This is a genomic window from Streptomyces sp. NPDC048257 (genome assembly GCF_043201855.1).
GTDB lineage: Bacteria > Actinomycetota > Actinomycetes > Streptomycetales > Streptomycetaceae > Streptomyces.
In genome coordinates this window covers 205,354-227,806 of record NZ_JBICZI010000005.1, presented here as the reverse complement: position 1 = coordinate 227,806, position 22,453 = coordinate 205,354, and the positions used below count along the sequence as shown (strand labels likewise).

At 73.1% G+C, this 22,453-nt stretch carries 17 protein-coding genes; 11 read left to right on the top strand and 6 right to left on the bottom strand.

Annotation, left to right across the window (positions count from 1 at the left end; translation table 11 throughout):
- Nucleotides 1-18 precede the first annotated feature (18 nt).
- The 5 genes from ACGFZK_RS14200 (at nucleotide 19) to ACGFZK_RS14180 (ending at nucleotide 6,673) form a co-directional block, all read left to right on the top strand.
- Nucleotides 19-2,127, top strand: a complete 2,109-nt coding sequence (locus ACGFZK_RS14200) for a tetratricopeptide repeat protein (protein ID WP_393849141.1) — start codon at nucleotides 19-21, stop codon at nucleotides 2,125-2,127.
- A complete protein-coding gene (locus tag ACGFZK_RS14195) occupies nucleotides 2,124-3,692 on the top strand; it encodes a phytoene desaturase family protein (protein ID WP_393849140.1) in 1,569 nt (522 codons plus the stop codon). Before ACGFZK_RS14200 ends, ACGFZK_RS14195 begins: the two co-directional genes overlap by 4 nt.
- Before the next feature lie 119 nt (nucleotides 3,693-3,811).
- On the top strand, nucleotides 3,812-4,261 hold the full coding sequence (locus ACGFZK_RS14190; protein WP_393849139.1) for a hypothetical protein: 450 nt from the start codon (nucleotides 3,812-3,814) through the stop codon (nucleotides 4,259-4,261).
- Nucleotides 4,262-4,269: 8 nt separating this feature from the next.
- Nucleotides 4,270-6,081 carry an alpha/beta hydrolase gene (locus ACGFZK_RS14185; protein WP_393849138.1) on the top strand — a complete coding sequence of 604 codons (1,812 nt, stop codon included), beginning with the start codon at nucleotides 4,270-4,272 and terminating at the stop codon, nucleotides 6,079-6,081.
- Nucleotides 6,082-6,208: 127 nt separating this feature from the next.
- Nucleotides 6,209-6,673 carry a hypothetical protein gene (locus tag ACGFZK_RS14180; RefSeq protein WP_393849137.1) on the top strand — a complete coding sequence of 155 codons (465 nt, stop codon included), beginning with the start codon at nucleotides 6,209-6,211 and terminating at the stop codon, nucleotides 6,671-6,673.
- A gap of 45 nt (nucleotides 6,674-6,718) precedes the next feature.
- Here the strand turns inward: ACGFZK_RS14180 and ACGFZK_RS14175 are convergent, their stop codons facing one another.
- Together ACGFZK_RS14175 and ACGFZK_RS14170 are read right to left on the bottom strand one after the other, a co-directional pair.
- Nucleotides 6,719-7,168 (bottom strand): nitroreductase family deazaflavin-dependent oxidoreductase, encoded by a 450-nt coding sequence (locus ACGFZK_RS14175; RefSeq protein ID WP_393849136.1) that lies wholly within the window; start codon nucleotides 7,166-7,168, stop codon nucleotides 6,719-6,721.
- Between the two features lie 39 nt (nucleotides 7,169-7,207).
- A complete protein-coding gene (locus ACGFZK_RS14170) occupies nucleotides 7,208-8,416 on the bottom strand; it encodes an FAD-dependent monooxygenase (RefSeq protein ID WP_393849135.1) in 1,209 nt (402 codons plus the stop codon).
- A 97-nt stretch (nucleotides 8,417-8,513) separates the two neighbouring features.
- Here ACGFZK_RS14170 and ACGFZK_RS14165 point away from each other — a divergent pair, with 97 nt between their 5' ends.
- Nucleotides 8,514-9,191, top strand: coding sequence for a TetR/AcrR family transcriptional regulator (locus ACGFZK_RS14165; RefSeq protein WP_393849134.1), 678 nt, complete (start codon nucleotides 8,514-8,516; stop codon nucleotides 9,189-9,191).
- Nucleotides 9,192-9,200: 9 nt separating this feature from the next.
- Nucleotides 9,201-9,575 (top strand): VOC family protein, encoded by a 375-nt coding sequence (locus ACGFZK_RS14160; protein WP_393849133.1) that lies wholly within the window; start codon nucleotides 9,201-9,203, stop codon nucleotides 9,573-9,575.
- A 49-nt stretch (nucleotides 9,576-9,624) separates the two neighbouring features.
- Here ACGFZK_RS14160 and ACGFZK_RS14155 read toward each other — a convergent pair whose 3' ends face one another.
- Nucleotides 9,625-11,514 (bottom strand): serine hydrolase, encoded by a 1,890-nt coding sequence (locus ACGFZK_RS14155; protein WP_393849132.1) that lies wholly within the window; start codon nucleotides 11,512-11,514, stop codon nucleotides 9,625-9,627.
- Nucleotides 11,515-11,932: 418 nt separating this feature from the next.
- Here ACGFZK_RS14155 and ACGFZK_RS14150 point away from each other — a divergent pair, with 418 nt between their 5' ends.
- The 3 genes from ACGFZK_RS14150 to ACGFZK_RS14140 all read left to right on the top strand — a co-directional run bounded on the left by ACGFZK_RS14150 (nucleotide 11,933) and on the right by ACGFZK_RS14140 (nucleotide 15,843).
- A complete protein-coding gene (locus ACGFZK_RS14150) occupies nucleotides 11,933-13,048 on the top strand; it encodes an NAD(P)H-dependent flavin oxidoreductase (protein WP_393849131.1) in 1,116 nt (371 codons plus the stop codon).
- 5 nt (nucleotides 13,049-13,053) lie between these two features.
- Nucleotides 13,054-14,637, top strand: a complete 1,584-nt coding sequence (locus ACGFZK_RS14145) for an acyl-CoA synthetase (protein WP_393849130.1) — start codon at nucleotides 13,054-13,056, stop codon at nucleotides 14,635-14,637.
- A 102-nt stretch (nucleotides 14,638-14,739) separates the two neighbouring features.
- Nucleotides 14,740-15,843 (top strand): calcium:proton antiporter, encoded by a 1,104-nt coding sequence (locus ACGFZK_RS14140; protein ID WP_393849129.1) that lies wholly within the window; start codon nucleotides 14,740-14,742, stop codon nucleotides 15,841-15,843.
- Nucleotides 15,844-15,879: 36 nt separating this feature from the next.
- Here the strand turns inward: ACGFZK_RS14140 and ACGFZK_RS14135 are convergent, their stop codons facing one another.
- Nucleotides 15,880-18,270: a penicillin acylase family protein gene (locus tag ACGFZK_RS14135; protein ID WP_393849345.1), complete on the bottom strand. Its 2,391-nt coding sequence runs from the start codon at nucleotides 18,268-18,270 to the stop codon at nucleotides 15,880-15,882.
- Nucleotides 18,271-18,502: 232 nt separating this feature from the next.
- Between ACGFZK_RS14135 and ACGFZK_RS14130 the strand changes: the two genes are divergently transcribed.
- A complete protein-coding gene (locus ACGFZK_RS14130) occupies nucleotides 18,503-20,017 on the top strand; it encodes a fatty acyl-CoA synthetase (protein ID WP_393849128.1) in 1,515 nt (504 codons plus the stop codon).
- Nucleotides 20,018-20,123: 106 nt separating this feature from the next.
- Here ACGFZK_RS14130 and ACGFZK_RS14125 read toward each other — a convergent pair whose 3' ends face one another.
- Nucleotides 20,124-20,978, bottom strand: coding sequence for a YhjD/YihY/BrkB family envelope integrity protein (locus ACGFZK_RS14125; protein ID WP_393849127.1), 855 nt, complete (start codon nucleotides 20,976-20,978; stop codon nucleotides 20,124-20,126).
- A gap of 95 nt (nucleotides 20,979-21,073) precedes the next feature.
- The gene (gene paaK / locus ACGFZK_RS14120; RefSeq protein ID WP_393849126.1) at nucleotides 21,074-22,384 is read right to left on the bottom strand and encodes a phenylacetate--CoA ligase PaaK; all 1,311 of its coding nucleotides are present in this window, start codon (nucleotides 22,382-22,384) and stop codon (nucleotides 21,074-21,076) included.
- Between the last annotated feature and the right edge of the window lie 69 nt (nucleotides 22,385-22,453).

Genomic DNA, 22,453 nt, shown 5'->3' with positions numbered 1-22,453 from the left:
CGGGGGCGGCTTTAAGACATGGCGGAGTCCAGACTGATCCAGGGCCGGTACCGGTCGCTCGATCTGATCGGGCGCGGCGGCATGGGCGAGGTATGGCGCGCCCGGGACGAATCGCTGGGCCGGCAGGTCGCCGTGAAGTGCCTCAAGCCGATCGGCGCCGAGCAGGACGCCCACTTCACCCAGGTGCTCCGCGAGCGGTTCCGGCGCGAGGCGCGCGTGGCCGCGTCCCTCCAGCACCGCGGTGTCACCGTCGTCCACGACTTCGGCGACGACAGCGCCGCGGGCGGCCCCCTCTACCTCGTCATGGAGCTCCTCGAGGGCCGCAACCTCAGCCAGCTCCTGGAGGACAACGACACCCGCCCGCTCCCCGTGGACGTGGTCGTCGACATCGCCGAGCAAATGGCCGCCGCCCTCGGCTACACCCATGACCAGGGCGTCGTCCACCGCGACCTGAAGCCCGCCAACATCATGCGGCTCACCGACGGCACCGTGAAGATCTGCGACTTCGGCATCGCCCGCCTCGCCCACGACATCGGCTTCACCGCCAAGCTCACCGGCGGCGGCATGGCCATGGGCACCCCGCACTACATGTCGCCCGAACAGATCGCGGGCGGCGAGGTCGACCACCGCAGCGACCTCTACTCCTTCGGCTGCGTGCTGTACGAGATCGCCACCGGCGCCCCGCCCTTCGACCTCGGCGACTCCTGGTCGGTGCTGGTCGGCCACCGCGACAACGCGCCCGTCCCGCTGCGCGAGCACCGCCCCGAGCTGCCCGGCTACTTCGAGCAGGTGGTCCTGGACCTGCTCGCCAAGCGCCCCGAGGACCGGCCCGGCGACGCCCGCCACGTGCACCGCGTGCTCGTCGAGGCACGGCTGGGACCGGGCGGGCTGCCCGGTGCCCAGGCCCCGCTGCCGGCCTGGGCCTCCGGCATGACCGCCGGGCGCAAGGCCGGGATCGACGCCCGGCCCGCGAGCGGCGCATGGGCCGTGCTCACCGGCTCCTGGACGGCCGCGCGCCCCACCGGCGGCCGGCCGGTGCCGCACCCGGACGGCGAGCACCCCGCCCCCCGCCCCGGCGCCACCATCGTCCGCCCCGAGCCCGCCGAGGACCCGAGGCTCACCGCGGCGTACGGATTCCCGCGCCCCGCCGGCCCGCGGGGCGACGGCCCCGACGCGCTCGCCGCCGGCCACGCCCGCGCCTACGCCCTCAGCCGCGCGGGCCGCCCCGAGGAGGCCCTCGCCGGGTACACGGCCGTCGCCGAGGGGCGCACGCGGGTACTCGGCGCGGACCACGCCGACACCCTCGCGGCGCGCCAGGAGACGGCGTACGAGCTGGGCCGGCTCGGACGCCACCAGCAGGCGCACGACGTCTACCGCGCGGTGCTCCTCGCCCGCGAGCGGACCATGGGGGCGCTCCACCCCGACACCCTGCGCTGCCGGCACAACCTCGCCTGCGCGCTGGGTGCGCTGGGCCGGTTCGCGGACGCCCACGCCACCGCCGCCGAGGTCGCCGCCGACCGGGCGGCCGTCCTGGGCGCCGAGCACACGGACACCCTGCTGACCCGCTACGAGGCGGCGTACGCGCTCGGCCGGCTGGAGCGCTGGCAGGAGGCCCTGGCCGGGTTCCGCGAGGTCGCCGCCGTACGGGACCGGGTGCTCGGCCGCGACCACCCCGACACCCTCGCCGCCCGCTACGAGGTCGGCATCGCGCTCGGCCGCACCGGGAACAGCGCCGAGGCCCTCGACCTGTTCCGGGCCCTGGTCCGCGACCGCACCCGCGCCTACGGGGTCACCGACCCCGAGACGCTCCGCGCCCGGCACGTCCTCGGGGTCAACCTGGGCCGCCTGGAGCGCTGGGAGGAAGCGGCGGCCGAGGCCCGCCAGGTGGCCGCCCTGCGGGCCGAGGTGCTCGGCCCCGAGCACCCGGACACCCTGGTCAGCCGCCGGGAACTGGCCGGAGGGCTGGGCCGGCTGGGCCGCTGGGACGAGGCACTGCCCATCTACCGGGACCTCTCCGGCATCCGCGAGCGGGCCCTCGGCGACGAACATCCCGACACGGCCCTGGCCCACGCCGACGAGGCCCACTGTCTGGAGCGGCTCGGCCAGGTGTGCTACCAAGAGCCATGACGACCTTCGGGCGGGACGTGTACGACGACGTGATCGTGGGCGGTGGGCACAACGGCCTGGTGGCCGCCGCCTACCTGGCCCGGGCGGGCCGCTCGGTGCTGGTCCTGGAGCGGCTCGGGAACACGGGCGGGGCGGCGATCTCCAGTCGCCCCTTCGTCGGCGTCGACGCGAGACTGTCGCGCTACTCGTACCTCGTCTCCCTGCTCCCGGCGAAGATCGTGCGCGACCTGGACCTGCGGTTCTCGGTACGCCGGCGCACGGTCTCCTCGTACACGCCCACCGAGCGCGGCGGGCGGCCCGGCGGACTGCTCGTGGGCGGCGGCGAACAGCGCACCCGGGAGTCCTTCGCCCGGCTCACCGGCTCGGACCGGGAGTACGAGAGCTGGCGCGCCTTCTACGGGACCACCGGGAGGGTCGCCGAGAAGGTGTTCCCCACCTTGACCGAGCCCCTGCCCACGCGGGCGGAGCTGCGGGCCCGGATCGACGACGAGGCCGCGTGGCGGATGCTCTTCGAGGAGCCGCTGGGCCAGGCCGTGGAACGGCACTTCGCCGACGACCTGGTCCGCGGGGTGGTCCTCACGGACGGGCTGATCGGCACGTTCGCGGACGCGCACGCCCCCTCCCTCGCGCAGAACCGCTGCTTCCTCTACCACGTCATCGGCGGCGGGACCGGGGACTGGGACGTGCCGGTCGGCGGCATGGGCGCCCTGACGGACGCCCTCGCCGCGGCCGCCCGGGCCGCCGGGGCGGACATCGCCACCGGCCACGAGGTGCTGCGGATCGACACGGACGGGGTCGCTCCGGCCGAAGTCGTCTTCCGCACCGCGACGGGGGAGGGCCGGGTCGTCGGCCGTACCGTGCTGGTGAACGCCTCGCCGCAGGCCCTGGCCGAACTCCTCGGCGAGACCCCGCCCGAGAGCGCGGCCGCGGCCCCCGAAGGAGCCCAGCTCAAGGTCAACATGCTGCTGCGCCGGCTGCCCCGGCTCCGGGACACCACCGTGGACCCGCGCGAGGCCTTCGGCGGCACCTTCCACATCGCCGAGGGTTACGCCGAACTGGCCCGGGCCTACGGGGAGGCCGCGTCCGGGGAACTGCCCTCCGTACCGCCCTCGGAGATCTACTGCCACTCGCTGACCGACCCGACGATCCTCGGCCCGGACCTGGTGGAGCAGGGCTACCAGACGCTCACCCTCTTCGGACTGCACACCCCGGCCCGGCTGTTCGAGAAGGACAACCAGCAGGCCCGCGAGGCCCTGCTGACGGCCACCCTCGCGCAGCTCGACGCGCACCTGGCCGAACCGCTCACCGACTGCCTCGCCTTCGACGCGGACGGCCGCCCGTGCATCGAGGCGAAGACCCCGCTGGACCTGGAGCGCGAACTGCGCCTGCCCGGCGGCCACATCTTCCACCGGGACCTGTCCTGGCCCTACGCGGACCCGGGCGGCCGGTGGGGCGTGGAGACCGCCCACCGCAACGTACTGCTGTGCGGGGCCGGCGCGGTCCGCGGCGGCGGCGTCAGCGGTGTCCCCGGGCACAACGCGGCGATGGCGGTACTGGGGCACTAGGACACCAGGGCACCAGGACACCAGGACACCAGGGTGGCCGACCCGAGAGACTCCCGGGGCAGCTCTTCGCTAGGGTTGCTACCGGGAATCTTGTGACGGGTACATGCAAGGGGAGACGGGTGGGTTCGTTCGAGGAGGAGTGGGTGCTGCTCCACAAGAGTGGCGCCCCGGGTGGGCCGGACATGAGGCTCGCGAGCGCCGCGGCCGCGGACGGCGGCGGTGGCGGCGGCGAGGGGGACGTGAAGTCCAGCAGAGCCGCGTGGACGGTGGCGGGCACTGCGGTCGGGGGCCTGGGCGGTGACGTGAAGAAGGCACTGACCGGCCTCGAGACCGGCCAGACGGGCCTCGCCACCGGAGGCTCGGTGGAGACCGCGGGGGCGCAGTCCGAGGCGTACCAGACCTGGAAGACGTACCTGGAGGCGTTGTCCGGGCGGTGCACCGCGCTGCAGGGCAAGCTGGAGCGGGCGGGCATCGACCTGTTCCTCACCGACGAGAACATCAAGGGCCTCTTCACGGAGCTGGGGAAGCAGTACCAGGACACCCCGGCCACCGGCGGCCAGGAGAGGTGACTTGAGCCATGGATCTGGAGGCACTGAAGACCCTCAAGCCGCACGAGTTCGAGGAAGCGGCGAACGGTTACCGCTCGGCCAGTGACATGGCGAGCCAGGCGAAGGACGCGCTGGAGCAGCGGATCGCCGCCCAGATGCAGAAGGCGCTGAAGGGGGTAGCGGTCGAGGCCGCGGTGCTCCAACTGCGCGAGGTCGCCAAGGACTTCCACTACGTCCAGGTCGAGTGCGGCCTGATGGGCACGGCCCTGAAGGCCTTCGCGGCGGACGTGCGCCCCGCTCAGAAGAAGCTGGAGCAGGCGCTGTCGGAGGCGTCCGGGCACAAGTTCACGGTGGGCGCGGACGGTTCGGTGGCCTATCCGGCGGCCGGTGAGAACCCCGGCGGTTCGCCGCCGCAGCCCGGCTCGGCGAAGGGCACCCTGTCCGAGCCGGCCCGCGGGATCCTGCGGCAGGCGGGCAACATCGACCCGAACCCGAACTACAAGATCGCCCAGGAGATCGCCAACCGCATAGCGGAGGCCGTGAACGAGGCCACCGAGGCCGACCACAAGTGGGCGCCGCAGGTGCGCAAGCTCAAGGCGGACGACGACCTGGTCGTGTCCGACGGGGACTGGGCGGACGTCGGGACGGACACGGAGGGCGTCCGCGGGGCGGGCCGGCACTACCTGGACTCCCTGCCGCAGCCTCCGAAGGACGGCTCGCCGCAGGCCAACGCGGACTGGTGGAAGGGGCTCGACGCCGACCAGCAGGCAGCGTGGATCGCGCTGCGGCCGGACGCCGTCGGCGGGATCGACGGCCTGCCCGCCACGGTCCGGGACGAGGCCAACCGCGCCGTCTTCGACGAGAAGCGCGGCCAGTACCAGATGACGCTGAACGGCATCCCCAAGCCGCCCGCCAACGAGTGGACGTGGATCACCGCCGGCATGTACCCCTCCAAGGTGCACACCGACGAGTGGATGCAGTGGGACAAGAAGTACGGCGACCAGTACCGGCACCTCCAGACCTCCCTCAAGGGGATGGAGAGCATCCAGAAGCGCTTCGACTCGACGGGACAGAACGACCTGCCCGAGGCGTACCTGCTCGGCTTCAGCCCGGAGGGCAACGGCCGCGCGATCGTTGCCAACGGAAACCCGGACACGGCCGCGCACCAGGCCGTCTACGTGCCCGGTACGACCTCGAACCTCGGAAGCATCGGCGGGGACATCGGGCGCATGGAGAACGTCTGGCGTTCGGCCTCCGACGCGGCGGACGGCAAGCCGGTCTCCACCATCACCTGGCTCGGCTACGACGCCCCGCAGGACATCGTCAAGGACTCGCCGTTCAGCCACTACGCCAATGACGGGGCGCCGGCCTTCAACCGGTTCATGGACGGCCTCGACGCGTCGCACACCGGAGACTCGGACCCGCACCGCACCGCGATCGGCCACTCGTATGGTACGACCCTCATCGGATCGGCGGCCCGGCAGGGCGACCTGAACGCGGACGACGTCATCACCGCGGGCAGCCCCGGTGTCCAGGTTCCCAAGGCGGAACAGATGGACGTGCCCAAGGGGCACGTCTGGAACCAGGAGGCCGACGGGGACCCGGTCCCGGACATCGGCCGCTTCGGTCACGGCGGCACCGACTGGGACGGCCCCTGGCGGATCCCCAGCGACGAGGTGTTCGGGGCCAACCAGATGACCACCGGCAGCAACGTCTCCGGCCACAGCGAATACTGGAAGGAGGGGTCGGAGAGCCTTCGGAACCAGGGTCTCGTCGTGGCGGGTCACAGCGAAGGCGTGACCTTGAAGCCGCCGCCGAAGCACTGGGAGCACATGAGGTAGCCGTGACGGCGCCCGCAGGCAGCCCTTCCGGACCGAACGACGATTGCGACCACCCGACGTGAAGATCAAACCGGGCGCTCCGGCGCTCTTCCTGTCCCTCGCCCTCATCACCCTCACTGGATGCAGCATGAATGACTCCCCAGGCCCGGACGAGATCCCCGTCGTGGGCACCAGCACCTCGCGCGATGCCGCCGACGCGGTGGAGAAGGTGTCGAGCGGGCTGTACGACCTGATCGGAGTCAAGGGGAAGGCGTCCGAAACCCGTTCCGGCGTCACGGAGTGCGAGGGCAGGGACCCGGAGAAGTACTTCCAGGTCTTCCACCCGTGGAGCTTCTACCCCGCGTCGGCCGACCAGCTCGACGAGGCGATGGAGCGGCTCAAGACCGAACTCCCCAAGCACGGCTGGAAGATCGTCCGCTACGAGAACGACACGAGCCAGTCCAAGAACCTCAACCTCACCGCCGACAACACCGAGAAGAAGTACAGCGTCAGCGTCGTCCAGATGAAGAAGAACGACCCGCCGAAGCTGAGCCTGACCGTTGTCTCCGGCTGCTATGAGGTCCCGGAGGGCAAGGAAGTCGACAGGTTCTGACCCCAGCGGGCCGCGGGAGACGGCAGGCACTTCCCCGGACAGGCCCTAGGTGACCGGTTCGATGACGACGATCGGGATCTCGCGGTCCGTCTTGGCCTGGTACTCGTCGTACGCGGGCCAGTGCCCGGCCATCACCGGCCAGTACGCGGCGCGTTCCCCGGGGGTGGCGGTACGGGCCGAGCCCTGCATGATCTTCGGGCCGACCTGGATGCGGACCGTGGGGTGCTCGGACAGGTTCCGGTACCAGAGCGGGTGCGCCGGGTCGCCGCCGTTGGACGCGACGATCAGGTAGTTGCCGTCGGCCTCGCCGTAGATGAGCGGGGTCCGGACGGGCCTGCCCGACACCCGGCCCAGGGTGGTGAGCAGGAGGGTCTGGGTGCCGTTCCAGTACTGGCCCTCGGAGCCGCCCGAGCCCACGTACGCCTTGACGTGGTCCAGTTGCCAGGTGCCCTCCCTGGGGTCGGTCGGGTGGTCCCAGTCGATGTCGGTCGTCATGGGGATCTGCCTGCCTTCGCATCGGACGGTCAACGAACCTCACCAACGAGTGCCAACGGCCGTGGGCACGGTGTCCGTTCCGGCCGGGAGCGTGAATCCGCCGAACAGCGCATCCATCGCCCGCTGCGTGGCCCGGGCCGGGGTGGCGCGGACGGCGAGGTCGCGTACGGCCACGGCGAGGGGGTGGGTGACGGCGGCGATCCGGCCCGCCCGGCGGGCGCGGACGCGGATGGCGTCGGTGCGCGCGCAGCGGGCCGCGCTGTAGGCGGCGAGGGCGGCCGGGAGGTCCTCGGTGCCGGCGCCGGCCAGGAGATGGGCGAGGACCGCCGCGTCCTCGACGGCCTGGCAGCCGCCCTGGCCCAGGTTGGGGGTCATGGCGTGGGCGGCGTCCCCGAGCCAGGCCAGGCGCCCGTGGTGGAAGCGGGGCAGGGCGGCAGCCAGGTCGTACAGGTCGTGCTGGAGCACGGCCGCCGGGTCGATCCGCTCCAGCAGGGCCGGGATCGGATCGTGCCAGCTGCCGTAGCGGCGCAGGAGTTCGGCGCGGACGTCGGCGGGACGGTAGCCCTCGGGGGCGACGGCGGTGGCGTAGACGTAGATCCGGCCGTCGGCGAGCGGGACCACGCCGAAGCGCTCGCCGCGGCCCCAGGTCTCGGCGGTCACCGTTTCGGCGCGGCTCGCGGCGGCGGGCAGGACCGTGCGCCAGGCGGTCTCCCCACTGTGGCGGAGGCCGGGGTGGGCCGGGAAGTACTGGCGGCGCAGCGGGCTGTGGATGCCGTCGGCGGCCACGACGAGGTCGGCGCCGTCGAGGTCGCCCGAGCCGGTGCGGACCACCGGCGAGCCCTCGGCGTGGTCCACCGAGGTGACGGCAACGCCGTAGCGGATCGTTCCCGCGGGGAGGGCGGCGGCCAGGGCGCCGGCGAGGGCCGAGCGGTGCAGGGCGAGCGGCGGCCCGCCGTAACGGGCGGCCGGCGCGGCGGTGTCGGCGCGGCTGAGCCAGCGGCCGTCCGGGCGGCGCAGGCCCATGGCGGCGGGGAGGGTGCGGCCCGCCGCGCGGGGAACGTCGAAGCCGATGGTGTCGAAGGCGCGCAGGGCGTTGGGAGCGAGCACGATCCCGGCGCCGACGGCGGCCGGTCCGGCCGCCCGCTCGCACACGGTGACCCGCCAGCCCCGGCGGTGCAGGGCCACGGCCACGGTGAGCCCGCCGATCCCCGCACCTGCCACGACCGCGTGACGCTGAACTGCCGGCATGACGAGTCCCCCTCTTCCTCTACGCTCCGGTTCCTCCGCCGGATCCTCTACATCTGTAGAGTCCAATGCCCCCACTCTACAGCTGTAGAGTGGGCTGATGTCCACCACCGCGGATCGCAGAACGCTGATCGCCGACACGGCGATCGACCTCGTCGCCGCCGTCGGGCTCCGGGGTCTGACCCACCGGGCGGTCGACGGCGCGGCGCGCCTGCCGGCCGGGAGCACCTCGTACTACTTCCGGACGAGGACGGCCCTGATCGGTGCCTGCTACCAGCGGTTGGCCGAGCTGGACCTCGGCGACATCGGCGACTTCGGAGGCGATCCCGGCGGCGATCCCGGCGGTGATCCCGGCGGTGATCCCGGCGGTGATCCCGGCGGTGATTCCGGTGGTGAGGGCCCGTCCGTGCCCGCGATGGCGGACCGGGGGACGGCCGCGGCCGCGCTGGCCGGGCTGCTGCACCGCTGGCTGACCGTGGGGCGCGAGCGCCAGCTGGCCCGCTTCGAGCTCAGCCTCGAGGCGGCCCGCAATCCCGAACTGGAGGCGGACTTCCACCGGGCGGGCCTGGGGGCCCGGGCCCGGGCCGCGGGCATCCTCGCCGCACTCGGCGCCGAGCGGCCCGAGGAGGCCGCCGAGCTGCTGGTCGCCTGGGCCGACGGGCTCCTCTACGACCGGCTGGCGGGCGCTCTCGCCCGCTCCCGCCCGGCGCCGGACCTCGCCGAACTGACCTCCCTCACCCGGCGGATGATCGACGCGGCCCTGGCGCAGCCGCAATAGGATCCGGTCATGATCGCTGAACTGCAGTGCGTGGTCCTGGACTGTCCCGAGCCGCAGCCGCTCGCCGAGTTCTACCGGTCCTTGCTGGGCGGGACCGTCAACCGGCCGGACCGGCGCTGGTCCGTCGACGAGAGCTGGGCGACGCTCCACACGCCGTCGGGCCCGGTCCTCGCCTTCCAGCGGGCCCCGGGCCACGTGCCCCCGCGCTGGCCTGATCCCAGCCGGCCGCAGCAGTTCCACCTGGACCTCGGCGTCCCGGACCTGGACCGGGCGCAGGAGGAGGTGCTGGCGGCCGGCGGGACGCTGCTCGACGGCGCGGACGGGCGCGGCTGGCGGGTCTATGCGGACCCGGCGGGGCATCCCTTCTGCCTGGTCCGGCACTGACCCGCAGGCGGGGTTGCCGCGGCCGGAGCGGTCGCAGCGGCTGTAGGGGTCAGTCCGCCGACCGGGTCCAGCCGATGGCCTCGATGCGGTCGGCGTCGGCGGGGCGGTCCTCCGCGAAGAGCAGGCGACCCGGTTCCGCCACGCGTACGACGTCCACGTACACCCCGCGCCCCACGTAGCGGCCGGTCGCGGTGTGGCGGAAGCGCAGCCGGACCGCACGGCCCGCCCGGTCGGCCGTGAGGGGAGCTTCGAGCCGGTGCCAGACGCGGCCCGACCAGCCGCTCACCTCGCCCCGCGGCCACTGCTCGGGGGCGCCGCCCGTGGACCGCACCGTGCTGAAGGGCAGTGGCTCCCACCGCTCCCCGTCGGCGGAGGCCTCCAGGTGCAGGGCGCCCTCGCCGGGCACGGTGTCCCACCACACGGCGCAGCGCAACCGGGCCCCGGCCGTGGCGGGGGCGAGCGGCGGCAGGGTGAGGGTGCCCGAGGCGCCCGGCCGGATCCCGGAGAACCAGGCCGCGCCGCCGTGCCGGGTGCGGACCGGGACGGCCCGGGCGAAGCGGTTGCCGACCGCGACCCGTGGCGCGCTGCCGGCCCGCCAGGTGCGTACGGGGTGGACGGAGTTGCCGAGCAGGATCAGGAACGAGTCGGTGGAGGGGTCGAGGACGAGGGAGGTGCCGGTGAAGCCGGTGTGCCCGGCGGAGTGCGGGGTGGCCATGGCGCCCATGTACCAGTGCTGGTAGAGCTCGAAGCCGAGGCCGTGGTCGTCGCCGGGGAAGGCGGTGTTGTAGTCGGTGAAGAGCAGCTCGACGGAGGCGGGGCGCAGGATGCGCTTGCCCGCGTAGACCCCGCCGTCGAGGAGGGCGCGGGCGAGCACGGCCAGGTCCCAGGCGGTGCCGAAGATTCCGGCATGGCCCGCGACGCCGCCCAGCGCGTACGCGTTCTCGTCGTGGACCTCGCCCCACACCAGCCCGCGGTCCAGGCCGGACCAGGGTGGGCGCTGCACCTCGGTTGCGGCGATGGAGCGGCGCCAGGAGAGCGGCGGGTTGTACCGCGTGCGGTGCATCCCGAGCGGAGCGGTGATCTCGTCGCGGAGCAGGACGTCCAGAGTGCGACCGGTGATCTGTTCCAGGAGCAGCTGGAGGGTGATCAGGTTCAGGTCGGAGTACCGGTAGACCGTTCCGGGGGTCTCCTGGGGCCTCACCGACCACAGCAGCCTCAGGCGCCCCTCGCGCGTGGACTCCTGGTAGAAGGGCGCCCAGGAGCGCAACCCCGAGGTGTGCGTCAGCAGCTGACGGACCGTGATGACCTCCTTGCCGCTCCCGGTGAACTCCGGCAGGTACCGGCGCACCGGGGCCTCCAGCTCCAGGCGCCCGCGCTCCATCTGCTGCACGGCCAGGATGGAGGTGAACAGCTTGGTCAGCGAGGCCAGGTCGAAGACGGTGTCCTCGGCCATCGCGATCTGCTCGGCCGCCGGGAACGCGCGGACCCGGTCGGTCCGCCCGTCGTAGTCCGCGTACCGCACGGCGTCGCCCATGGCGCGGTGCAGGGCGATGGTGCGGCCCCGGCCGGCGAGGACCACCGCCCCGGCGTAGTAGGGGTGTTCGGGGGAGGGGCCCAGGAACCGCCGGGCCTCGTCCGCCACCCCCTCCAGGTGCTTCTCCAGCAGCCCGGCCTGGCGCGCGGATCCGTACCGCAGCCGCAGGCCCTGGAGCGCGCGCCGCTCGGCCGGGCTGCCCGCCGCGCCCGCGGCCCCCGGGAGCGCCGCGTGCAGGACGAGCACCCCACCGAGCGCCAGCAACCGCGCTCCGAGCCGCCGCCGGCTCAGCCCGCCACCTGCCGCCCCGGGTCCGCCGCTTGTCTTCCCGGGCCCGCCCGTTGCGGCCCGGGCGGGCCGGGCTTCTCCGCTCGCCACGCCGAAAGCCCCCGTGCGTACTGTCATGTCCGCCCTCCTGTCCGCTGTCCACCTGCGGCGTCGTCTCCCAGGGCTCCGCCCCGGACCCCGCGCCCCAAACGCCTGCGGGGCCGGGATAGCCCGGCCTGCACCGTCGTCTCCCGGCGCTGCGCCCCGGCTTCCGCGCCTCGCGCGCCGCCGGGGCGGACTGCCCCGCCGACCACTTGCGGCGTCACCGCCCAGGGCGCCCGCCCGGGGGTCCGGGCCCCGGAACCGCCGAACGCGCCCCGCGGGCGAACAGGTCCCGGCCTCCCGGATCCGCCGAGCGCGCCGCAGGCGCCACCGCACGCTAGTGGGTATCTGCCCGCCCACCGGGCACCCTCCGCACCGACCGGCCCGTAAAGAATCTGACACTGCATCAGAAAACCTCTTCCCTCGGCCGCCGGGCTGCGGCATCCTGCCGCCCATGGAGACGGAGCTGAGCAAGAAACTGGGAGTCGAGCACGCCATCTTCGGCTTCACGCCCTTCCCGGCGGTCGCCGCCGCGATCACCCGCGCCGGCGGATTCGGCGTACTCGGCGCGGTCCGCTACACGGCCCCCGACGACCTGGCGCGCGACCTCGACTGGATGCAGGCGCACACCGACGGCAAGCCCTACGGCCTCGACGTCGTCATGCCCGCCAAGAAGGCCGTCGACGGCATCAGCGAAGCCGACATCGAGGCGATGATCCCGGCCGCGCACCGCGCCTTCGTCCGCGACACCCTCGCCCAACACCACGTGCCCGAGCTCGCCGAGGGCGAGGCCTCCGGCTGGCGGATCACCGGCTGGATGGAGCAGGTCGCCCGGGGCCAGCTCGACGTCGCCTTCGACTACCCCATCAAACTCCTGGCGAACGCCCTCGGTTCCCCGCCCGCCGACGTCATCGCGCGCGCCCACGACCACGGCGTCCTCGTCGCCGCCCTCGCCGGCAGCGCCAAGCACGCCCGCCGCCACGCCGAGGCCGGCATCGACATCGTGGTGGCCCAGGGCTACGAGGCCGGCGGCCACACCGGCGACATCGCCACCATGGTCCTCGTCCCCGAGATCGTCGAGGCCGTTGCCCCGCTCCCGGTCCTCGCCGCCGGCGGCATCGGCAGCGGCGAGCAGATCGCCGCCGGACTCGCCCTCGGCGCCCAGGGCGCCTGGCTCGGCTCCCTCTGGCTCACCACCACCGAGGCCGATCTCCACTCGCGCGCCCTCACCGCGAAACTGCTCGCCGCCGGCTCAGGCGACACCGTCCGCTCCCGGGCCCTCACCGGCAAGCCCGCCCGCCAGCTGCGCACCGAGTGGACCGACGCCTGGGACGACCCGGCGGGTCCCGGCGCGCTCCCCATGCCGCTCCAGGGCCTGCTCGTCGCCGAGGCCGTCTCCCGGATCCAGAAGTACGAGGTCCAGCCGCTCCTCGGCACCCCCGTCGGCCAGATCGTCGGCCGGATGAACGAAGAACGCAGCGTCCAGGCCGTCTTCGACGACCTCACCAGCGGGTTCGAGAAGGCGATCGACCGCATCAACCGCATCGCCGGCCGAGTCCGAGAGGCGTGACCGACATGACCGCCACCACGTCCACCACCCCCGCCGCCGACCGGCAGCCGCCCAACGGCTTCTGGGCCCAGGCCGCCGCCGACCCCGGGCGCACCGTCCTGGTGACCCCCGAAGGCGAGGAATGGAGCGCCGGCCGCCTGCACGCCGACGTCAACCGCCTCGTCCACGGTCTGCGTGCCGCCGGCCTGGAGAAGGGCGACGTCTTCGCCGTCGTCCTGCCCAACGGCGTCGAGTTCCTCACCGCCTACCTGGCCGCCTCCCAGGCCGGTTTCTACCTCGTCCCCGTCAACCACCACCTCGTCGGCCCCGAGATCGCCTGGATCGTCTCCGACTCCGGTGCCAAGGTCCTCGTCGCCCACGAGCGCTTCGCCGACGCCGCCACCGCCGCGGCCGACGAGGCCGCCCTGCCCGCCGGCCACCGCTACGCCGTCGGAGCGGTCGCCGGCTTTCGGCCGTACGCGGAACTGCTAGAGGGGCAGCCCGGAACCGCCCCCGAGGGCCGGACCCTCGGCTGGGTCATGAACTACACCTCCGGCACCACCGGCCGCCCGCGCGGCATCCGCCGCCCGCTGCCCGGCAAGCTCCCGGAGGAGACGTACCTGGGCGGCTTCCTCGGCATCTTCGGCATCCGGCCCTTCGACGGCAACGTCCACCTGGTCTGCTCGCCGCTCTACCACACCGCCGTCCTGCAGTTCGCGGGCGCCGCCCTGCACATCGGGCACCCGCTGGTCCTGATGGACAAGTGGACCCCGCAGGAGATGCTCCGGCTCATCGACGGCCACGCGTGCACGCACACCCACATGGTGCCGACGCAGTTCCACCGGCTCCTCGCGCTCCCGCAGGAGACGAAGGACGCGTACGACGTCTCCTCCATGCGGCACGCCATCCACGGCGCCGCGCCCTGCCCCGACCACGTCAAACGGGCCATGATCGACTGGTGGGGCCGCTGCGTGGAGGAGTACTACGCGGCCAGTGAGGGCGGCGGCGCGTTCGCCACCGCCGAGGACTGGCTGAAGAAGCCGGGCACCGTCGGCAAGGCCTGGCCGATCAGCGAACTCGCCATCTTCGACGACGACGGCAACCGGCTGCCCGCCGGGGAACTGGGCACCGTCTACCTGAAGATGAACACCGGCGGCTTCAGCTACCACAAGGACGAGGGCAAGACCCGCAAGAACAGGATCGGCGACTTCTTCACCGTCGGCGATCTGGGACTGATGGACGAGGAGGGCTACCTCTTCCTCCGTGACCGCAAGATCGACATGATCATCTCCGGCGGGGTCAACATCTACCCGGCCGAGATCGAGTCGGCCCTGCTCGGTCATCCGGCCGTCGCGGACGCCGCCGCCTTCGGAATCCCGCACACCGACTGGGGCGAGGAGGTCAAGGCGGTCATCGAACCGGCCGAGGGCTTCGTCGCGGGCGACGCCCTGGCCGCGGAGATCCTGCACCACTGCGAGCGGCAGCTCGCCGGGTACAAGCGCCCCAAGACGGTCGACTTCATCGAGACGATGCCGCGCGACCCGAACGGCAAGCTCTACAAGCGGCGGCTGCGCGACCCGTACTGGGAGGGCCACGAGCGGCCGCTGTGACCCCGGCAGCGCTGCCCCCGGCCCTCACCGCGCAGTGACGTCAAGGCCCCGGAGGCGTGCCTTGCGCCGCACTGGCGGGATACTTCTGGCAACTTGGCTGATATGAGGACGACTGCGAGCGGATCCCCCCTGACCGATTGGACCGTGGTGGTCCCCGTGGTGGCGCTGGTCGCGCTCGCCCTCAGCTGGGGGCGGGACCTACCCGGCTTCGCGGTGGCGGTCGTCGCCCTCTGCCTGGGCGGCGCGGTCCTCGCCGCCGTCCACCACGCCGAGGTCGTCGCCCACCGGGTCGGCGAACCCTTCGGCTCCCTCGTCCTCGCCGTGGCGGTCACGGTGATCGAGGTGGCGCTCATCGTCACCCTGATGGCCGACGGCGGCGACAAGACCGCCTCCCTGGCCCGGGACACGGTCTTCGCCGCCGTCATGATCACGTGCAACGGGATCGTCGGCCTGTCCCTGCTCGTCGGCGCCCTGCGCAACCGGATCGCCGTGTTCAACCCCGAAGGATCCGGTGCGGCCCTCGCCACCGTCGCGACCCTGGCCACCCTCAGCCTGGTCCTGCCGACCTTCACCACCAGCAAGCCGGGCCCGGAGTTCTCCACCGCCCAGCTCACGTTCGCCGCCGTCGCTTCGCTCGCCCTGTACGGGCTCTTCGTCGCCGTCCAGACGGTCCGTCACCGCGACTACTTCCTGCCCGTGGCCACCGGGCGGCCCGCCGGCGAGCAGGAGGACCACGCGGAGCCGCCCACCGCCCGCGCCGCCCTCATCAGCCTCGGCCTGCTGCTGATCGCGCTCGTGGCCGTGGTCGGCGACGCCAAGGCCGTCTCCCCGACCATCGAGCGGGCCGTCGCGGCCGCGGGCCTGCCCCAGGCGGTCGTCGGTGTGATCATCGCCCTGCTCGTCCTGGCGCCCGAAACCCTCGCCGCCGTCCGCGCCGCCCGCCGCGACCGCGTGCAGACCAGTCTCAACCTCGCCTACGGATCCGCCATCGCCAGCATCGGCCTGACCATCCCGGCGATCGCCCTCGCCTCGATCTGGCTCTCCGGCCCGCTCCTGCTCGGCCTCGGCCCGATCCACATGGTGCTGCTCGCCCTCACCGTCGTCGTCAGCGCCCTCACCATCGTCCCGGGGCGGGCCACGCTGCTCCAGGGCGGCGTGCACATCGTGCTGCTGGCCGCGTACCTCTTCCTGGCCGTCAGCCCGTGAGGGGCCGGGGCCGGGAAGGGGCACGCGGGAGAGTGATCACCGCCGTTCGCGCACCAGCACCACCTTCAGCTTCGGCGAGGTGAGGATGTCCCGCTCGCAGAAGCGTGCCGTGACCCAGCGCTGCTCGGAGTACAGCCGGGTCTGGTCGGCGTAGTACGGCGAGCCCGGGTTCGAGGACTGGCTGTACGTCAGCAGGGTGCGGGCCACCGGGCAGTGGCCGCCGTCCCAGCCGACCGCCTGGATGTGGCTGGAGCCGTGCACGACCTCCGGGTAACCGCCGGCCGCCGCGTTCCAGGGGGCCTCGATCTTGTTCCACACGCCGAGCGCCTCCGTACCGCCGCCCACCGGCAGCTTGCGGCCGCCCCGGACCACGAACTGGTGCTCACCCAGCGGGGCGTCCAGCGCGATCCCGGCCGCCTTCAGCTCCGCCACCGCGTCCGCGAGCGCCCGCCCGATGCCGGGCGCCGCCTGGTTGAGCGTACGGGGGGTGCGTACGGGATCGGCCGCCGAGAACGGCACCAGCCACAGGTCCCTGGCCGGGGTCGACGCCGTCAGCCTGCGCCAGAACCGGTCGAAGAGCAGCGCGCCGCGGCTGGCGCTGTCGGTCGTACGGTCCCAGCCCGCCAGCACCCCGCAGGCCGCCGAGACGTCCACCGCAGTGCCGTCGGTCGCCGTCGCCGTGCCGCCGGGCAGGGCGGCGCAGGCCTTCGCCGCGTCCGCGGCCGCCAGATCACCGGCCGGAGCCCGGTCGGCGAACTGCTGCTTCTGCAGGTCCGCCACGGTCAGCCGGCCCTTCGCGGCCATGGCGGACACGTCCTCGACCGCGCCGCGCGTCCGCAGCGAGCGCGGGGTGGCGACACTGCCCCAGATCCGCTCGTAGCCGGTCAGCGGCCGGTCGGCATTGGCCAGCCAGGCGCTGTCGTTGGAGTTCTCGGCGTACGGGGCGCCCTGCAGCGTCGGTGCCTTCCCCGGGCCGAAGACGCCCGGCTGCACCGCGTCCGGATCCGAGCCGATCGCGCAGTCACCGCGGGAACCGTCCAGCACCGCCAGCCCCGACGCCGGGTAGGTGGCCCGGCCCAGCGCTGTGGAGCAGCGGGCCGCCAGCTCGTCGGTGATGCGGGGGAGCACCTGGGTCTGGGTGAAGAGGGTGCCGCCGGCGGAGTCGGCGGCCACGGTGTTCACCCAGGGCAGGCCCTGGGTGCGCTTCAGCGCGTCCTGGATCCCGGCCACCGAACGGGCCCTGCCCATCGCGAGGGCGGTGTCCGAGCCGCGCAGGTTCGCCGCGTTCGGGTCGTTCAGCGCGTACGCCGTCTGCGCGGTCCAGGGCAGGGGCAGGCCCGCGCCGAGGTCGGAGACCACCGGCCCGAAGCGGGTCCACCACTGGGTGCGGGTGACCGGATCGCCGCCCGCCACCGGGACGGTGACGGTCCGCCGGGTCATCCTCTCCGGCTTGCCGTCGACCAGGTAGGCGGTCGGATCGGCCGGGTCCAGGACGAGCTGGTGCAGGTTGACCGGGGTGCCGGTGGCCACCGTGTGGCTCCAGGCCACCTTCTCGTTGAAGCCGATGTTGACCACGGCGGTGCCGAGGAGGGAGGCGCCCGAGACGTTCAGCTCGCCCGGGATGGTCTGCTGGAACTGCCAGAAGCGGCGTCCGCCCTGCCACGGGTAGTGCGGGTTGCTGAGCAGCAGGCCACGGCCGCTCGCCGTGGTGGAGCCGGCGAAGGCCACCGCGTTGGAGCCCATGTCGTAGCGGCCGGTGTCGAAGAACTCGCGCGCGGCCTCGGCGGCGGCCGCCGGATCGGTCCCCTCGGGGGCGGCCGCAGCGCTCGCCGCGCCTGCCGCGCCCGGGGCGCCCGGGGTGCTCGCCGTGCCCGGGGGCTGGGCGGCCGTGATGCCGTCGACGCCGCGGCCCTGGCCGCCGAGGACGGAGACCGCGAAGCCGCGGGCGGCCACATCGGCCGTGGTGACCGGGCGGACCCAGCCGGCGCCCTTGCACGCCGGATCGGTGACCTTGTTCTGGGCCAGCCAGGCGTTGTACCCGGCGGCCCAGCCGCGCATCAGTTCCTTGAGGTCCTTGGTGGGCCCGGCAGGGGCGGGGGTCGCCAGCAGCTTCTCCACCGTGCCGGACTCCCGCACCCCCTTGAAGTAGAGGTCGCTGGAGAGGTTCTTCGTGGCCGAGGAGAGCGAGAAGTCGGGAGCCGCGTCGGCGCCGAACCAGCGCGAACGCTCACCGGCGACGGTCACGAACCCGTCCGCGAGGACACAGACCTGGTCGGCGGCCTGGGCCCAGCCGGTGCCGAATCCGAGCTGCGCGTAGTCGCGGGCGAAGATGTGCGGGATGCCGTTCTCCGTGTACCGGATGACGGCGGACAGCCCGCCGCCGCCGACCGGTATCCGGTCGTCGGCCGCCGCCGCGGCCTGCGGCATCGAGGCCGTGGCGGCGAGCAGGGCGGCGCCGGCGAGGGCGACGCGGCGGAGTATCGGACGAGTGCTGAGGTGCAACAGTCCTCCCAAGTAGCCTGTGGATGGGCGTGGTTACCCGTTGGACAGGCGGTGCGTCCGTGCCCCCACACTCATGCAGGCGGTCCGATGATCTGTCAACATCCCGTTTGGTATCCGGTTATTGACCTTGGGCGTACCGGAGGACGAGGATCGCGCCATGACGGCAGCGCGGGCAGTGCGGGACAACACGGTCGACGGACTGGTGCACGACAGCGCGCGGCGGGTCCCCGACCGCCCTGCCGTCCGCTACCGCGAGCGGAGCTGGACGTACGCGGAGCTCGACGCGGCCGTCAGCACCGGCGCCGCCGTCCTGCGGGAGCGGTACGGTCTGGCCGTCGGGGACCGGGTCGCCACCTTCGCCCACAACTGCGACGCCTACCTCCTCGCCTTCCTCCCCTGCGCCCGGGCCGGGCTCACCCACGTCCCGGTCAACCAGAACCTCACCGGCGAGGACCTCGCGTACATCCTGGACAACTCCGCGTCCGCCCTGGTCCTCGCCGATCCGGACCTGGCCGGACGGATCCCCGACGGACACCGGGTACGGGCGCTGCGCGACGCCCCCGGCTCCTTCCTGGCGGACCTGGCCGAGCCGCTGCCCTTTGAGGCCGGCCGGGACCCGGGCGCGCTGGCACAGCTCCTCTACACCTCGGGGACCACCGCCCTGCCCAAGGGCGCGATGATGACCCACCGGGCCCTCGCCCACGAGTACGAGAGCGCGATCGAGGCTCTTGACCTGGCCGAGGACGACCGGCCCGTGCACTCGCTGCCGCTGTACCACTCGGCGCAGATGCACGTCTTCCTGCTGCCGTACCTGGCGGTGGGAGCACGGAACACCATCGTGGACGCGCCGGTCGCGGAGCGGATCTTCGACCTCGTCGAGGCCGGGGAGGCGGACAGCCTCTTCGCCCCGCCGACGGTGTGGATCGGCCTGGCCAATCACCCGGAGTTCGAGGCGCGGGAGCTGGGCGCGCTGCGGAAGGCGTACTACGGGGCTTCGATCATGCCGGTTCCGGTCCTGGAACGGCTGCGCGAGCGGCTGCCGGGGCTCGGCTTCTACAACTGCTTCGGGCAGAGCGAGATCGGACCGCTCGCCACGGTGCTGGGGCCGCTGGAGCACGAGGGGCGGATGGACTCCTGCGGGCGGCCGGTGCGCCACGTCGAGGCGAAGGTCGTCGACGAGGACGGCAAGGACGTGCCGGACGGAACGGCGGGCGAGGTGGTCTACCGCTCGCCGCAGCTCTGCCTGGGGTACTGGAGCGATCCGGTGGCCACGGAGAAGGCGTTCCGGGACGGCTGGTTCCGCTCGGGAGACCTCGCGGTGCGCGATGCGCAGGGGTACTTCACGGTCGTGGACCGTGTGAAGGACGTCATCAACTCGGGCGGGGTGCTCGTCGCCTCACGGCAGGTGGAGGACGTGCTCTACACCCATCCGGGGGTGGCCGAGGCGGCGGTGGTCGGGCTGCCCGACGAACGCTGGATCGAGGCGGTCACGGCCGTGGTCGTACCGCGCGGGGAGGTGACGGAGGCGGAGCTGATGGCGTACGCGCGGGGGAAGCTCGCCCACTTCAAGGCCCCGAAGCGGGTGCTGTTCGTGGACGCCCTCCCGCGCAACGCCAGCGGCAAGATCCTCAAGCGGGAACTCCGCGACCGCTTCGCGGAGCCCGGCCACTGACGCCGGCGGCCCGGGCTGCCGTCATCGGGCAGCCCGGGCAGCCCGGTCAGCCCGGTCAGCCCGGTCAGCCCGGTCAGCCCGGTCATGCTCAGCGCGGATGGCCCGGTCAGGCTGAGCGTGGAGGGTGTGCGGCGGGGTCCTCGGGAGGGGAGAGCCCGCTGCGCCGCAGCCGCCGCAGGGTGAGGTGCTCGTGCACGAGCCGGCCGACCAGCGCGCCGCCGTAGACCACGAAGCCGACCCCGACCAGCCAGGACTGGACGACGAGCAGGGTGCCGAAGGGGCCGTAGATCACGGCGTTGGACGCGATGAGCGGGGAGAACACCAGCTGCGAGAAGATCCGCAGCCCCAGCAGCCCGATGCTGGTCGCCACCGCCCCCGGTACCAGGGCGCGCCAGCGGACCCGCCCGCCGAGCAGCAGGCGCTGCGAGCCGACGAAGAACAGACAGGTGCTGAGGAGGTCACCCGCAGCGCCGAGGATCGTGCCGATGGCGTCGTGCGACGGCGCGGGGATCCCTACGAGCAGGCCGAGGTAGCAGACCAGCAGGGCCAGCCAGACGACGTGCCGCCACATGGTGTGCCAGCGCATGGTCGGCAGGTCCCAGACCTTCTCGTAGCCGGTCTGCACCGCCGAGCCGAAGGTCAGGCCGAACACCGCGAGGGCGGCCAGACCGAACGCAGTGGTGCGCTCCAGCGCCAGATCCGCCGCGCCGAACAGCATCTCGACCCGGACCCGCGAGGCGGTCGTCACCCCGAGGGCCTGTCCGAGCCAGCGGCCGAAGCCCGAGCCGCTGCCGGGTGCGGCGGCCGCCACGACCACCAGCAGCGGCACCAGGGTGAGGAAGCCGAGGGCCGCGAAGCCCATCGCCCGGTGCATCAGCTCCATCTCCCGGCCACGGCTCCAGGCCAGCCCCACCTGGGAGCCCTGGAGCCGGTCGTAGAGCAGCCGGATGGTGGAGATCACACCTCATGCACTACCCGCGAGCGTCTGCCCGCTCCCGGGGCCCACCCCGAAATGGGCCCGAAGGGGTGGTTTCAGGTGCCCGGACCAGATACCCCTTAGGCGGTCTCTGCGGCCCCGCGGAGGTCGACCAGCCTCTTGATCTTCCCTACCGAACGCTCCAGCGTCTCCGGGTCGACGACCTCGACCCGGACGGATACCCCGATCCCCTCCTTGACGGCCCGGACCACGGCGGCGGCCGCATCCAGCCGCCGGTCGGCGTCCGTCTCCCGGCGCGCCTCCACCCGTACCGTCAGGGCGTCCATCCGGCCTTCGCGGGTCAGCCGCAGCTGGAAGTGGGGCGCCAGGCCGGGCGTCCGGAGCAGGATCTCCTCGATCTGGGTCGGGTACATGTTCACCCCGCGCAGGATGATCATGTCGTCGCTGCGGCCCGTGATCTTCTGCATCCGGCGGAAGGCCGGCCGGGCGGTGCCGGGCAGCAGCCGTGTCAGGTCCCGGGTGCGGTAACGGATGACGGGCATGGCCTCCTTGGTGAGGGAGGTGAACACCAGCTCTCCGGGCTCGCCGTCCGGCAGCACCGCGCCCGTCAGCGGATCGACCACCTCGGGATAGAAGTGGTCCTCCCAGATGTGGAGGCCGTCCTTGGTCTCCACACACTCCTGCGCCACTCCCGGTCCGATGACCTCGGACAGGCCGTAGATGTCCACCGCGTCGATGCCGAGCCGTTCCTCGATCTCCCGGCGCATCTCCTCGGTCCACGGCTCCGCTCCGAAGATCCCCGTCCGCAGTGAGGTCGAGCGCGGGTCCACGCCCTGACGCTCCATCTCGTCCAGCAGGGTGAGCATGTAGGAAGGGGTCACCATGATGACCTCCGGCCGGAAGTCCTCGATGAGCCGGACCTGCCGGTCCGTCATCCCGCCGGAGGCGGGCACGACCGTACAGCCGAGGCGCTCGGCGCCGTAGTGCGCGCCGAGGCCGCCCGTGAACAACCCGTACCCGTAGGCGATGTGGATGATCTGGCCGGGCCGTCCGCCCGCCGCCCGTATGGACCGGGCGACGACATCCGCCCAGGTGGCGAGGTCCCCGTCGGTGTACCCGACCACGGTCGGCCGCCCGGTGGTGCCGCTGGAGGCGTGGATGCGGCGCACCTGAGAACGCGGAACGGCGAACATCCCGAAGGGGTACTGGTCGCGCAGATCGGCCTTGGTGGTCAGGGGGAACAAGGAGAGATCGGCGAGGGAGTGGCAGTCGTCGGGATGGACACCGGCCTTGTCGAAGGCCTGCCGGTAGAACGGCACCTTCTCGTAGGCGCGGTGCAGGGTCTCGCGCAGCCGCGTGAGCTGGAGGGCGGCCAGCTCGTCGCGGCCCAGCCGCTCGCCCTTGTCGTGGAGATCCGCGTACACCGCCATGCCGTCACCTCATCATGAGAACCGACCGATCATTCGGTAGATTGCCAGGAATTCGCAGGTGAAATCAAT